The following is a 13755-nucleotide window of genomic DNA, read 5'->3' as shown; positions in this document are numbered from 1 at the left end:
CAAAAACAGACAGGGGCGACATCATGTATAAAACAATTGGCATACTTGCACACGTAGATGCAGGAAAAACAACTTTCTCTGAACAACTGCTTTATCACACAAAAAGCATTAAACAAAGAGGGCGCGTTGACCATCAAGACGCCTTTCTCGACAGCCATACAATTGAAAAGGAAAGAGGCATTACAGTTTTTGCAGACCAAGCATCCATTTCCTATAATGGCTCCACCTACTACATTATCGACACACCTGGACACGTCGATTTTTCCCCTGAAATGGAGCGGGCCATTCAAGTGATGGACTATGCCATCATCATTATTAGCGCAAGCGACGGCGTGGAAGGCCATACGGAAACCGTCTGGCAACTGCTTCGCAAACATCAGGTTCCTACTTTCTTCTTCATCAATAAAACCGATCGTGAAGGAACAGACATCGCAAGTGTACTCCATGAAATTCGCACCAATCTATCGGAAAACGTCTGTGATCTTACATCCTCTTTCAAAGAAGGAATTATGCAAGAGGAACTCATTGAATTTATCGCAGAACGTGATGAAGCACTGCTTGAAACCTATATGGAATCAGGGTATGACAAGGATCTATGGCTTGAAACATTAAAGAAAATGATTAGCGACAATAAAACCTTCGCTCTGTCCAGTGGTTCTGCACTAAAGGACATTGGCGTCATGGCGTTTTTCGAGAAACTCGATTTATTAACAGCAGCTTCTTACGACGATGACAACGAGTTCGCCGCCCAGGTCTATAAAATCCGCCATGATGACAGCGGAAACAGGGTCACCTTCCTTAAATCATTAAGCGGCACGCTACGTGTCAGAGACGAAATAAACTATGGAGATTACACAGAGAAAGTCACACAAATACGCGTCTATAATGGCAATAAATTTAAAGCAATTGACCATGTTCATGCCGGTGAACTGTTTGCAGTTACTGGATTAACACAAGCATGCATTGGGGACGGTGTTGGAGCACTAAAAGAAAAAGCGACCTTTGACATGATGCCTACCCTTAAGTCGAAAGTGATTTTCGACGCTGCCATCCATGTGAAAGAAGTACTTCGATGTTTTAACCTACTCGATGCGGAGGATCCTTCTTTGCGCGTCTTCTGGGATGAACATTTTCAAGAAATTCATGTTCATGTTATGGGTGTCATCCAGCTCGAAGTACTCCAACAAATTGTTAACGAGCGTTTTTCGATTCAAGTCTCTTTCGGCGAACCTAAAATACTTTATAAGGAGACCATCGAAACAACCGTAACGGGTTATGGTCATTTTGAGCCTTTAAGGCATTACGCGGAAGTCCATCTTTTGATGGAACCTGCAGAAAGAAATAGCGGCATACAGTTTGATAACGTCTGTCACGCCAATGACTTGTCTATCGGTCACCAAAATTTGGTACACAGTCATTTATTTGAACGGGATCATCATGGCTTATTAACCGGTTCAGCTCTCACTGATGTGAAAATAACCTTGCTGACGGGACGTGGTCATAACGAGCACACATCCGGCGGTGACTTTAGAGAAGCTGCTTTCCGGGCATTGCGACAAGGTCTAGAACAAGCGAAAAATACACTGCTAGAACCGTACTACGATTTTAAAATAAAAGTAGATCTGGATAATATGGGAAGGGTTCTGTCTGATATCCAGCAAGCACACGGCAACTTTGTTGCACCTGAAACCATCGGGGATAAAGTACTTATAAAAGGACGGGTCCCTGTAGCTACCTTTATGAACTACAGTGCCGCCTTCGCTTCATTCACCCACGGTAAAGGGACACTCAGTCTGTTATTCGGCGGCTATGACCGTTGCCACAATGAAGAACAAGTCATTGAAAGAATTGGATACAACAAAGAAGCGGACCCCGAGTATTCGTCCACTTCCATCTTTTGCGCCAAAGGAAAAGGCTACCCCGTCCCCTGGAAAGAGGCAAGGGACGCGATGCATTGTTTATAAAGTAAAGCCGTGTTTCTCTTGAAACACGGCTTTACTTTTGTCGGATCATTCACCGAAACGAAACACTAAAAATAGTTCATTCGGATCTTTTTCATACATGCTGGATACCTTCACTCCCTTTATCAGTTCAAAAGGGGTGCTCGTCTCAAGGAACTCGATATAATCGCTAGTCGGGTAATAAAGGATTATATCAACGGACCTTTTCTGTTGTTCGACTGAAAGAAGGATATTATCAATGACTGTCATGAAAATTTGAATGGAAAACGGATTGAAAAAGTAAAATCGATTATCCTTCGCCTCCACTTCATACTCTTCCGCCAGACAACGTTCAAAGCGAATAAAGGCGCTTGATTGCTTGGCCTTTTGCATGTAATTCGCCTGGTTTTCAAGTGCTTCCTGATACAGCTGCCCACTCATTTCAATCCCCGTAACCGAAACACCAAATCGGTTATGTATATAAAAGGGTAGTCTTCCTTTGCCACATCCAAAATCTACGAGCTTGTCCGTGCTCTTTAGTTCATAGTCTTGAAAAAAATCATCTAGCGCCTTGTAAGGTGTCGCTTCATAGCGGTTATAATGAGAGGATTGATGCAGCCATTCCCGCGTTCCTACGGTTTTAATGCGTAGCAACCGATCGTATTCTTTATCATACATAGCCATTCCTCCCAACGTGTTTATACCCATTGTATCTTAACAGAAGAAAAAATCACCGACATTTTAAAAACGAAGTCAAACTTTTACCCGATGAATAGTTGGACCTGTATTCAGCGGGTAATTCCAACTATATAAGCTGAAGGACTGAACCCGCTGTATAAACGAAGCGAAGGTGCCTTAAGAGGTGCAGAGGTGCAATGGAGTTCTTTACTTCAACATATATATGAACACCTTAATTTAATTGTTTTAAAAAATCAGTCTACTATAGGTTGCCAGTATGGTATAATCCCCCGTATATGTAAATTCCATTAAATAAGAGTCGACAGAGAGGAGCGGATGGCATGGACACCAAATCATTACAAGCGTCTGTGACATTATTAGCTGGATTTCAGTGGCTATTCTTTATGTTTGCCAATACGGTCGTCATTCCAATCTCGGTTGGCGCGGCTTTTCAATTGGAGTCTGTTGAAATTGTTTCTGCAATCCAACGCTCCTTCATTTTCACGGGGGTAGCTTGTTTGCTGCAAGGACTTATTGGGCATCGCTTGGCGATAATGGAGGGACAATCTGGATTATGGTGGGGCGTCATTTTAAGCTTGGCAGCCACTGCAAGTGCAATGAATCTTGAACTAACTACGATTGGCGGAAGCATAGCAGTCGGAGTTATAATTTCGGGCATTCTCGTTACAGCCTTTGGTGTTTTAGGCATGGGAGAAGTTTTAAAAAAGTGGTTTACGCCTATTGTAATGTTCGTCTTTCTTTTACTATTGGCCAATCAGCTCATCACGATTTTCCTGAAAGGGATGATTGGTCTAAATACTGGAAATTTCATCGATGTAAAGGTCGCCTGCTTTTCATTTACTCTCGCCGCACTGACAATCCTTATCCATGTGAAAGGGAAAGGCATTATCAGCAGTTTAAACCTGCTCATCGGGATGACAGTCGGATGGATAGGAGCTATCCTATTATTTCCTGCGGAAGTAACAGAGACTATCAAAACAACTCCCTTCCTTACTTGGTTTCCTTGGGGGCAACCCGCCTTTGAGTGGGGTATTGTTATTACGGTCGTCATTACAGGGTTACTCAATACCACGAATACGATTGCCACATTAAAAGGGGCGGAAGATATTTTTGAAAAGGAGACGACACCCAAGCAATACCGAGCTTCCTTTATGTTGACGGGACTGCTATCGACGGCTTCAGGCGCTCTTGGACTCGTCCCTTATGCACCATACGCCTCCTCGTTAGGCTTTTTGCAGTCAACAGGCATTCGTGAAAGGGCTCCCTTTTTTGTAGGATCCGTATTATTCATCTTCTTGGGGATGGTTCCGCAATTAAGTGCCTTCTTCTCAACAATTCCGCATAGCGTTGGTAACACGGTATTGTTCGTCGCTTATTTACAGCTTTTTCGTTCAGCAATCCGCAATATTGAAGGATTGACATTTGAACCTACAACCGTCTATCGCATTGCCTTGCCTGCGCTACTTGGGCTATCAATCATGTCACTTCCAGCAACTGTTTTTACAACGATTCCGCAACTAATAAGACCTATCCTGTCGAATGGCATGCTCATGGGGATTCTGGTCGCGCTCTTTATGGAGTTCCTGTATTATGTTGGTAATAAGAGCCGTGTGAAGTTGTAAAGAACACTGTTCATAGAAAAGCACATAATTTCAGAAGCTTTCTCCTCTGTCACCATGTGCTTTTTCGATTGTTTCATACTCATAAAATTAAGCTATTTGAGTCAATTTCATAATTGCTTATTTTAAATAAAAGTACAAACATTAACGTGTTTTAGCAATTAATTATTCGTTTATGTGAATGAGTTCCGTTGATGGTGACGGAAGGCGGCGACTCCAGCGGGAACAGAAGGCAAAGATAGGAAGAGAAAGTTCACTCTTCCTTAGCTGAAAGTCCTGCAGGAACGCAGTGACGAGAAGATTGAAGCCGTGCCCGCGGAGCTTATAGCACAGAAGACCTTTCGAAAAAAACAGATAATCGTCAGATCTATTTGTGATACTTAACTTCTCTAGTGGGGAGCCCTCGTATTCCTAACCTTTCTTGATTCCTTTCTCTTGTTGCTTGTAGTGGAAGCGCTCGACTCCTGCGGGAATAGCATGAGCCTTGAGACCCCACAGGGAGTGAAGCGGACGAGGAGGCTCAAGCCATGCCCGCGGAAAGCGAGCGCTGGAACGAAAAGCAATTGCCTCGGGTTATTCTTTATTCCCCCACCAATTTCTTTAGAAATTACTTGACTAGAGGTAAGAAAGCGTCCGCTTGGAGTGGACATCAACCTTGTTCGGGTTTTAATACAAAATCCTCTAGTATGGAATTGATTCATTTGTATATTTTTTCTTCAGCGATAGAGCTAATGAAACAGCCGTTAATGCCAGGATAACGATAACTGTTCCATCAAGAACCGCAGTAGATCCGCCTTTGCCTAAAAACTGAATTAAATTGTGCAACGTATGAAATAGTATTAACGGATAAATGCTACCATTTTTAATAAATAGTTGTGCTAACACAATACCTATCAGGAATGCGTAAACCAGTTGAAGCACCGTTTGCCCAATACTCTGCCCTGATAACAAGTTTAGGACGTGTGTTAATGAAAATAATAGGCTAGACGTCAATATTGCCGGTACTATCCCTAAAGGTAATAAGATTTTTATCATTATCCCTCTGTAAATACTTTCCTCAACAAAACCAACTAAAGTTGCAAAGCCAACATAGAAAGCAATTGTTTCTATGGGCACGTAATCGAACCCTTGAAAACATAAAATAACCAAGATGGCGAGGAGAGGTAAATAATATAGCCAATTTGTTCTTACCACACCGACTTCGAAACCAAAAGAAGTCCATTTTCCTTTCCAAGTAAAATAGACGATTAGAACTAATGCAGTTGGAATGAATGATATCAATATCGGAGAGTTGTAGCTTAACTGGTTAATAGTTGCAATTGCTCCAGCTATAAAAACCGCTAATAAAAAACTAACTTCAACCATAATAATACTTTTAATAGGGTGTTTACGGGAATAAGACTTGTCGTTTTCCATTAAACATCTTTCCTCCTTATGATATCCTCTAACCAATCCAGTTCCATTTCAAAATGTCTGACGCCATATTGCAAAACAGACAAGCGATAATAGAAGTCCTGAGGATTGGTAATCCCCTCCAGTTCTCCTATAACAATCTTTTCGACTTCTTTCAGCTTATGCCGCTCACTTTTCAATTTGTTTTGATATTCTTTTAAAAGGAAATTTTGTTTTTCTTCATCGAGGTAGTCTAAAAAGAAAATTCTTAGTAAATGTTCATTTTTGGAACTTTTCAGTGGTTGCTTAAGCCATTCAACGAATGCCACCTCCCCGTCTTTCTGTAATGTATACATTTTTTTATTTTTACTGTCGCCTTTTACCTCCTCCACGATTACATACTCTTTTTCTTCAAGTCTTCTTAACGCAGGGTATAAACTTCCAAAACTTGTTCTGTAGAAAAACCCAACCGTTGAATCAATCGTCTTCTTTAACTCATATCCAGTCATTGGCTGTTCACGTAATAACCCTAGAAGTATATGTTCAAGCATTACATCACTCCTTGTGTATATCTAAACTATATATCGTTTAGATATATTATGTGGCAATATTGCAAATATTACAATGAAAATTATTTATATGCGGAGAAGTCATACCTCTTTTTTCAAATGTCTAGACATTTCAACCGCAGCACTCCTAGCAATTCTAAACTATATAAATTGAACAAATGAATACCTACATAAGCTGAGTGAAGGCGGCTTCAAGGGGATTATTTATATCAACATAAATAGTGGTTATATTCATTCGACAAAAAGCACATAATATCAGAAGTTTTTCCTCTGTCATCATGTGCTTTTCGATTGCAATTATATTTATGGCAAGATGAATTATTTCCCACTGCCTCGAGCAAACTCTATACTACCTTTTGACGGAAAAACCATTCGCCAACCTATGAGAACCACTGCAAGAAGCAGAACGAGATAGACATAAATCCCATACTCGAACACGTTGGCAATGAGATGACCCACTACAAATACACCGGTGACCAAGCTGAGCAGTAGCATTTTAGCCCCGCCAGCTTCTTGGGTAAATTCAAACGACTTTGAAAAAGGATACTCCTCATCATTAACAAGTTTATATGTAACAAGCGTTTGACCGATTCCAGCTAACAAAACCGCGACTAGGTCTGGTAGTATTCTCACCGAAAAAATCCAGATAAACACACAACTAAGTAAGAAAAGGACAGGTACATATAACTTCACCAACAATGCTTTTAATGCCCCACTGTAAACAGAAGAGACTTGGTAAATGGGAGCTGTCTTGAAAAGCCAACTACCTTTATAATTCCCTGAATACCTTAGCATGAGAACAATGTTTGGTATCATCAGGTTGCAAAAATAGATAAATAAAAATGAGTTACCCGTTCCAATATCCGCCAACGTTCGGTCACGTAATTCATTAAAGATAAAGATGAACGGAAAAATAATTGACATACCAAGGGCCGGATACACTTTTAACTTGAATTCTCTTTCTTGTTTCATCATAAGCGCGGCAAAACGAAAGAACACTCTCTCCTCATTACGTCGGCATGTTATTCTCGCCCACAACTCATCCAGTCGATTGCTTTTCTTTTTCCTTTTTTTCGTATCACTCATTAACTTTTCTAAATTCCGTTCAAAAGAAGGCATCAGCCGAGCATAACAATAAATTGCAATAAGTGGAATACATACGGCAAGAACCACAAAACCTATCATGTAATTGGTGAAATTATGCGCCAGCAACAATTCAAAAGGTGCACCATACCAAATTGGCGGGATGAACAGATGCCACCAACTAAATGTATACGTCATATTCAAGTCAACAAACTCAAATGACCGGATCAGTATTTGATAGCCCACGATAACTCCAACGGATAAAAGAATTTGCACGTAGTTAATAATATCCTTTAGTCTTTCACCATCGAAAAATCGTAAGACAAACAAATAAAGCAACGAAGTTAACACAACGACAAAGAGCATTGTAAACAATAGCCCGGCTAAAAAAATGAGCATAAAAATAAAGCCGTGACTAAAAAGGCTGACGAGGACCGGGATCGTAACAAACGCCCCCGTTATGAAGGTCATATAAATCATGACATGGACAATTTTAGCCGCACCAATCGTCTTCCCGCTAATTGGTTTCGTTTGTAAAATGTTTTTGTCCCTCACATCGAGCAATACAGTCGAAAAATCAGAAATCATAGAAGTCATTAAAATAAACATAATCATGCCAAAGACAATGCTCATTTGAAAGATATAATTATCTCCAAGCACAATAAACGGGATTAACATAATCCCATATAATCCGTAGATCCAAAGAGATTTTAAAAACTGATTGCCGTCCTTCTTTTTTTTCGCATCATTAAATATTGTCGGTACTCTTCTTTCATCCATCGTCAATTTAACACGTAATATTTTTTGCATCGCTTCATAGTCAATCCCAAATTTTATAAACATGTTCTTGAATAAAGCAAGGAACTTTAATGATTGAAAGTTACGCATGTACCTGCTCCTCTTGGACAATTGAAACAAAATTTTCTGCTCTGTTTTTATGCTCGGTAAACCCGGTCAATTGATTGAAAATCTCCGCAAGGGTCCCTTCTTCACTCATTTCTTGTAACTCCTTAAAACTACCATCTGCAATGACCTCACCCTTAACAAGCAAAACAATCCGGTTGCTGATTTTCTCAACGAGATCCATGATATGTGAAGAATAAAAAATTGTTTTTCCCCGCGCTGCAAGTTGCAATAAAATCTCCTGAATGACCATCATACTGTTTGCGTCTAACCCGCTTAACGGTTCATCTAAAAACAATAAATCTGGATCATGAAGTAAACTCGAAATAATGAGGACCTTTTGCTTCATTCCTTTTGAAAACGAAGAAAGTCTCGTATGAATGACGTCTCCTAACTCAAATTCATGCATTAGTTTCGTCGCTTTTTCTTCTGCATGGGCACGATTCATTCCGTAAAGCTCGGCAGTAAATATCAAATACTCACTCGCCGTCAAATTATCATACGCCTCAGCATTTTCCGGAACGTAGCCGATCTTTCGTTTGTACGATGGATCGCCCAAAGCAATATCCTGGCCAAAAATTTCAACTTCGCCTCGGTAATTATCAATTAAACCTAGCATAATTTTAACCGTTGTACTCTTTCCCGCACCATTAGGACCGATATAGCCAATAATTTGACCTTTGGACACTTCCAAATTCACACCATTTAGTACACGTTTTCCCCCATAATCCATCGTTACATTTTTAAGAGACAATATCTTTTCAGCTATAGATTCCATTTTCGCACCTCTCAAACATAATTATTCTACTATTCTATCACTTATTCGCCCTGGATTATGACTGACTTCCTAATTAAACCAAACCCCTAGACTGAATTCCTAATTTATGTTAACATAATATAGTTACTGAGGGTAACTATATTTTACAGGAGGTGTTTAAGATACAGATTTATCAAAGATTCTTTCATCAACTATTGCTGTTATACCGCCCCTTTGAGAATCACCTCAATTTGCAGCTTGCCAAGCACGATCTGTATAGAGCGCAATGGTCCATTCTGTATTACTTATCCAATAATGATTCCGCAACGCTAGTGGAGCTTTCCCATTATCAAAGTGTCGAGAAACCCACCATTACGAGGACCATTAACCGTTTAGAAGAACTGGGCTATGTAGAGCATATTCCCGGCAAAGACAAACGTGAAAAAAGAATGAAGCTTACAGATCTTGGGAAAATAGTATATAAGGACGTCCGGGTGACGATTGACCAATTTGAACAGGACATTTTACAAGGAATTTCAGAAGAGGAACAACTCGAGACAATCCGTGTTATGGAAGGAATACGAAACAATCTTATCGGATAAGGAGACAAACATATGACTCAAACAAAACCTAAATTATGGACGAAGGATTTCATCGTTGTTTCCTCTGTCAATTTTATCTTAACGTTAATCTTTTATTTATTAATGGTGACAATTGCCGTTTACGCAGTGGCTGAATTCAATGCGACTACAAGTCAGGCCGGCCTTGTAACAGGAATCTTTATCATTGGAACTTTGATTGGACGGTTATTTATCGGACGCTTTATCGATTCGATTGGTCGCAAAAGAACTTTATTCATTGGCCTTATTTTTTTCACACTGACAACCACTTTATATTTTGCAAATTTCGGCCTTACCTTCCTGCTTATTAATCGTCTAGTCCACGGGATTGCATTGGGTGTGGCGAGCACAGCAACAGGAACGATAGTGGCTCAAATTATACCGACAACACGAAGAGGAGAAGGCATCGGCTATTACAGTATGAGCGCGACACTTGCTACCGCAATCGGGCCTTTCATTGGTCTCTTTATGAGCCAGCATACAAGCTATCCTGTGATCTTTGGCTTCTGTCTGGTATTAGGGGTCATTTGTTTGCTAACAGCCTTCTTCCTGCGTGTGCCAGTGGTAGAGAAAGCAACAGATACAGTGGCGATAAAAGGATTCAAACTTTCCAACTTTATTGAGCCAAAGGCACTGCCAATTGCTGTCGTTACGCTTGCAGTCGCTTTTTGTTACTCTAGTGTCCTTTCATTTATCAATTTCTATGCAATTGAAATCAATCTGGTTGAAACAGCCAGTTTCTTCTTCGTTATATACGCAATCGCAGTATTGGTATCACGTCCTTTTACTGGACGCTTAATGGACGTGAAAGGGGCGAACTATATTATGTACCCTGCTTTTCTGATCTTTGGAGCGGGAATGTTGCTTCTGAGTTCAGCAAGTAGTGGTTTCACTTTGTTAGCAGCCGGTGCCCTTATCGGTCTTGGTTTTGGGAATATGCAGTCAAGCACCCAGGCCATTGCGGTTAAACTAACTCCTACCCATCGTTTGGGACTGGCAACGTCGACTTTCTTCATTGCATTGGATGCGGGACTCGGGTTTGGTCCATATCTACTTGGTTTCATCATTCCCGTAACAGGATACAGTACGCTATATATCATCATGGGTGTGTTGGTTCTCGCTACTTCAGTTCTTTACTACTTTCTTCATGGAAAGAAAGAACGCGCGACCTGGGCTTAAATTTAATGAAAGCGCAAAAAAGGGGTATCCTGTACGTGGATATCCCTTTTTTGCGCTTTCGCTTATTACATCTTCAAATGATGTATTTTATAGCTGCTCATTTTCAACAATCTCAACAAATTTAGTTGAGGCAGGCGATAGAGGCACACTTTTCAAAAAACATACGCCTACATTTCTCCTTGGTATTTCTTCAGTTAGTTGTACTTCTGATAATAGTCCTTTCGTTAAATAGTCTTGAGAAAACTCTTTCGTCACGCAAGCGATCCCTAAGTTAATTTTTGCAAACTCTAATAATAAGTCATGGGAGCCTAATTCAAATTCCGGCGCTATCTGTATACCTTTCGAAATCAGATAATCCTCTACGTACTTTCTAGAATTTGATTTTGATTCAAGAAAAATTAACGGGAGTTTGACTAATTCATGAAGACTTAACGGCTTTGCTAATATTTTCTTAAATCTTTCTCCGTAAACAAATGTATCCTGAATTTCAAAACAGGGTCTCAGTTCCAATGTAGGATCGTCTATTGGAAGGTTACAAATGGCGATATCCACCCCTCCCGATTTTAAAATCGAGCAAAGTTCAATTGTTGTGCCATTTGCAATGGTAAACTTGATATTCGGGTATCTATTATGGAAAGCCTCTAAATAGGGAAGGAGAAAATATCTAGAAATAGTATCACCTACACCTATTTTTAATTCACCTGTCGTTAAATTTTTAAATTCTAAAATTTTTTCTTCCCCAACATGGAGTAAATTAATTGCCGAGTTAGCATACTCAAATAGAAGGTTGCCTTCATTTGTTAAAGAAACCCCTTTAGGTGTTCGATTAAAAAGACGTGTATCTAATTCCTTTTCCAATTGCTTGATCGCTTGACTGACTGCTGGTTGTGTCATGTAAAGTTCTTTAGCAGCCTCGGAGAAACTTTCACTTTTCCCTACCTTACAAAATACTTTATATAAATCTAATTTGCTGACCACATAACCACTCCTTATACCTACCATTTGATATATTAATTTTACTTATACCATTAGAGTAATGTATATTACAAGTGGGTAGTTAAATAATAGCAATTATACCTCGGCGTAATTGCGTCCCAATTTTGATTTGCGCTTGCGCGATTAATTCCTTTCAAGATTTGTGACATCCGGTTGAAGCAAGGTAAGTAAACTTGATAATTTGAAGGAGCGATACTATTGGAAAGAGTAGTTGGTACAGTTGTAAGAGGCCTTCGTTGCCCAATCATAAATCGAGGCGACAATATAGAAGAAATCGTTGTAGATAGTGTGTTAAAAGCTTCAGAAGTTGAAGGCTTTACCATTAATGATAAAGATATCGTTACAATAACAGAATCAATCGTTGCTCGTGCACAAGGGAATTATGCATCCATCGATAATATTGCCAAAGACGTAAGTTCAAAATTTGGTGAAGAAACTGTCGGCGTTATATTCCCAATCTTAAGCCGTAATCGTTTTGCAATCTGTCTTCGCGGCATTGCAAAAGGCGTTAAAAAAGTTGTTTTAATGCTTAGCTATCCATCTGATGAAGTTGGTAACCACTTAGTGGATCTGGACATGCTTGATGAAAAAGGAATTAATCCTTGGACAGACGTTTTAACAGAAAAACAATTCCGTGATCATTTTGGATATGGTAAACATACTTTTACAGGTGTTGATTATATTGATTACTATAAATCGTTAGTTGAAGAATATGGTGTTGAATGTGAAGTTATTTTCTCAAATAATCCAAAGACTATTTTAGATTACACAAAACATGTTCTTGCTTGTGATATACACACGAGATTTAGAACTAAGAAAATACTAAAAGCAAATGGTGGAATTAACGTTTATAGCCTCGACGACATATTAGCTGAGTCTATTGATGGCAGTGGATATAATGAAGACTATGGTTTGCTCGGATCAAATAAATCTACAGAAGATGACGTTAAACTTTTCCCACGTAATTGCCAACCTACAGTGGACAAAATACAGCATATGCTTAAAGAAAAAACAGGTAAAAATGTTGAAGTCATGATTTATGGAGATGGCGCATTCAAAGATCCAGTAGGTAAGATCTGGGAACTTGCGGATCCAGTTGTATCACCAGCTTACACAGCAGGGCTTGATGGTACCCCTAATGAAATCAAGTTAAAATACCTTGCTGATAATAATTTTGCTGATTTAAGAGGCGAAGAACTGAAACAAGCTGTATCCCAATTCATTCGTGATAAAGACGAGGATCTAGTAGGCTCGATGGAAGCACAAGGTACGACACCAAGAAAACTTACCGATCTTATTGGCTCTCTATCCGATTTAACATCAGGGAGCGGAGACAAAGGTACACCGATTGTCTTTATCCAAGGGTATTTTGATAACTTTACGAAATAAAATAAATAATGCAAAGCCAGATGCTCATTTCAACATTCAATGAGCATCTGGCTTTTTTTCAAAACCGCAATAGTTCCTTGCTGTGGAGTATAATACGTGTTTCCCCCCCCTATTGGAGCAATTTCAATCTATTCTCTGTAACAAATCTTTTTTTAGTTACTGTTTTTTCTAACGGATCTAGGAGATGTGCAGCAATACTATTACTTCCTAAAACTTTTCCTAAGTAAAAAAACCATTTATCGAGACTTTCCTCTATAGAAGAACACATCGATAAATCACGTGTAACACTAAGTAATAACTGCTTTTCAGCAATAAGATCTTCCTTTTGTTTTAAATTATTTGCGTTTTGAATGGCGACTGCAGCCATATTCACATAAGCTTCAACACTTTGAATTTCTGACTCTGTTAAGTTCATTGGCGTTCCATAATCAAATAAAAATATTCGCGAGCCTAGAATATCTCGTCTGTTCACTTAACATTCACATGGTCTCCAATCAAAAGCCTACTAAAATTAACAGTATAATTTCTAGCCACTAATACTTGTCTACTACTTTTAACTTTTTTCTGTATTCTGTTTTACAAGGAAAACCTCATTTACTTATGATACGG

11 protein-coding genes and 1 pseudogene are annotated in these 13755 nt (G+C 39.4%); 5 read left to right on the top strand and 7 right to left on the bottom strand.

Annotation, left to right across the window (positions count from 1 at the left end; translation table 11 throughout):
* The first annotated feature begins 23 nt into the window (after window positions 1-23).
* Window positions 24-1964 (top strand): translation factor GTPase family protein, encoded by a 1941-nt coding sequence (locus tag MKZ11_RS04130; RefSeq protein WP_340792754.1) that lies wholly within the window; start codon window positions 24-26, stop codon window positions 1962-1964.
* A 45-nt stretch (window positions 1965-2009) separates the two neighbouring features.
* On the opposite strand, the gene MKZ11_RS04125 is transcribed toward MKZ11_RS04130, so the two are convergent.
* A complete protein-coding gene (locus tag MKZ11_RS04125) occupies window positions 2010-2618 on the bottom strand; it encodes a class I SAM-dependent methyltransferase (RefSeq protein ID WP_340792753.1) in 609 nt (202 codons plus the stop codon).
* A gap of 341 nt (window positions 2619-2959) precedes the next feature.
* Here MKZ11_RS04125 and MKZ11_RS04120 point away from each other — a divergent pair, with 341 nt between their 5' ends.
* Window positions 2960-4261: a uracil/xanthine transporter gene (locus MKZ11_RS04120; protein WP_340792752.1), complete on the top strand. Its 1302-nt coding sequence runs from the start codon at window positions 2960-2962 to the stop codon at window positions 4259-4261.
* Window positions 4262-4939: 678 nt separating this feature from the next.
* Here MKZ11_RS04120 and MKZ11_RS04115 read toward each other — a convergent pair.
* The 4 genes from MKZ11_RS04115 to MKZ11_RS04100 all read right to left on the bottom strand — a co-directional run bounded on the left by MKZ11_RS04115 (window position 4940) and on the right by MKZ11_RS04100 (window position 8983).
* On the bottom strand, window positions 4940-5674 hold the full coding sequence (locus tag MKZ11_RS04115; RefSeq protein ID WP_340792751.1) for a CPBP family intramembrane glutamic endopeptidase: 735 nt from the start codon (window positions 5672-5674) through the stop codon (window positions 4940-4942).
* Window positions 5674-6201 (bottom strand): PadR family transcriptional regulator, encoded by a 528-nt coding sequence (locus MKZ11_RS04110; protein WP_340792750.1) that lies wholly within the window; start codon window positions 6199-6201, stop codon window positions 5674-5676. The genes MKZ11_RS04115 and MKZ11_RS04110 overlap by 1 nt, the downstream gene beginning before the upstream one ends.
* Window positions 6202-6537: 336 nt before the next feature.
* Complete coding sequence (locus MKZ11_RS04105; protein WP_340792749.1) at window positions 6538-8190, bottom strand: hypothetical protein; 1653 nt, start codon at window positions 8188-8190, stop codon at window positions 6538-6540.
* A complete protein-coding gene (locus MKZ11_RS04100; protein ID WP_340792748.1) occupies window positions 8183-8983 on the bottom strand; it encodes an ABC transporter ATP-binding protein in 801 nt (266 codons plus the stop codon). Before MKZ11_RS04100 ends, MKZ11_RS04105 begins: the two co-directional genes overlap by 8 nt.
* Window positions 8984-9144: 161 nt before the next feature.
* Here MKZ11_RS04100 and MKZ11_RS04095 point away from each other — a divergent pair, with 161 nt between their 5' ends.
* Together MKZ11_RS04095 and MKZ11_RS04090 are read left to right on the top strand one after the other, a co-directional pair.
* Complete coding sequence (locus MKZ11_RS04095; RefSeq protein ID WP_340796908.1) at window positions 9145-9564, top strand: MarR family winged helix-turn-helix transcriptional regulator; 420 nt, start codon at window positions 9145-9147, stop codon at window positions 9562-9564.
* Window positions 9565-9576: 12 nt separating this feature from the next.
* Complete coding sequence (locus tag MKZ11_RS04090) at window positions 9577-10761, top strand: MFS transporter (protein ID WP_340792747.1); 1185 nt, start codon at window positions 9577-9579, stop codon at window positions 10759-10761.
* 87 nt (window positions 10762-10848) lie between these two features.
* Here MKZ11_RS04090 and MKZ11_RS04085 read toward each other — a convergent pair whose 3' ends face one another.
* Window positions 10849-11739: a LysR family transcriptional regulator gene (locus MKZ11_RS04085; RefSeq protein ID WP_340792746.1), complete on the bottom strand. Its 891-nt coding sequence runs from the start codon at window positions 11737-11739 to the stop codon at window positions 10849-10851.
* Window positions 11740-11955: 216 nt separating this feature from the next.
* On the opposite strand from MKZ11_RS04085, the gene MKZ11_RS04080 reads away from it, so the two are divergent.
* The gene (locus MKZ11_RS04080) at window positions 11956-13146 is read left to right on the top strand and encodes a coenzyme F420-0:L-glutamate ligase (protein WP_340792745.1); all 1191 of its coding nucleotides are present in this window, start codon (window positions 11956-11958) and stop codon (window positions 13144-13146) included.
* A 151-nt stretch (window positions 13147-13297) separates the two neighbouring features.
* Here MKZ11_RS04080 and MKZ11_RS04075 read toward each other — a convergent pair.
* A pseudogene (locus MKZ11_RS04075) lies at window positions 13298-13588 on the bottom strand (ATPase); the annotation flags it as partial.
* Window positions 13589-13755: the final 167 nt, after the last annotated feature.

Origin of the sequence: Sporosarcina sp. FSL K6-1508 (assembly GCF_038007465.1) — a bacterium.
Classification (GTDB): domain Bacteria; phylum Bacillota; class Bacilli; order Bacillales_A; family Planococcaceae; genus Sporosarcina; species Sporosarcina psychrophila_B.
The sequence above is the reverse complement of the archived record's forward strand: the minus strand, read 5'-3'. Positions and strand labels throughout refer to the sequence as shown.

Bases quoted from the DNA above. Each gene is read 5' to 3' on its own strand.
- MKZ11_RS04130 (WP_340792754.1), top strand. From the start codon at position 24: ATGTATAAAACAATTGGCATACTTGCACACGTAGATGCAGGAAAAACA.
- MKZ11_RS04125 (WP_340792753.1), bottom strand. From the start codon at position 2,618: ATGTATGATAAAGAATACGATCGGTTGCTACGCATTAAAACCGTAGGA.
- MKZ11_RS04120 (WP_340792752.1), top strand. From the start codon at position 2,960: ATGGACACCAAATCATTACAAGCGTCTGTGACATTATTAGCTGGATTT.
- MKZ11_RS04115 (WP_340792751.1), bottom strand. From the start codon at position 5,674: ATGGAAAACGACAAGTCTTATTCCCGTAAACACCCTATTAAAAGTATT.
- MKZ11_RS04110 (WP_340792750.1), bottom strand. From the start codon at position 6,201: ATGCTTGAACATATACTTCTAGGGTTATTACGTGAACAGCCAATGACT.
- MKZ11_RS04105 (WP_340792749.1), bottom strand. From the start codon at position 8,190: ATGCGTAACTTTCAATCATTAAAGTTCCTTGCTTTATTCAAGAACATG.
- MKZ11_RS04100 (WP_340792748.1), bottom strand. From the start codon at position 8,983: ATGGAATCTATAGCTGAAAAGATATTGTCTCTTAAAAATGTAACGATG.
- MKZ11_RS04090 (WP_340792747.1), top strand. From the start codon at position 9,577: ATGACTCAAACAAAACCTAAATTATGGACGAAGGATTTCATCGTTGTT.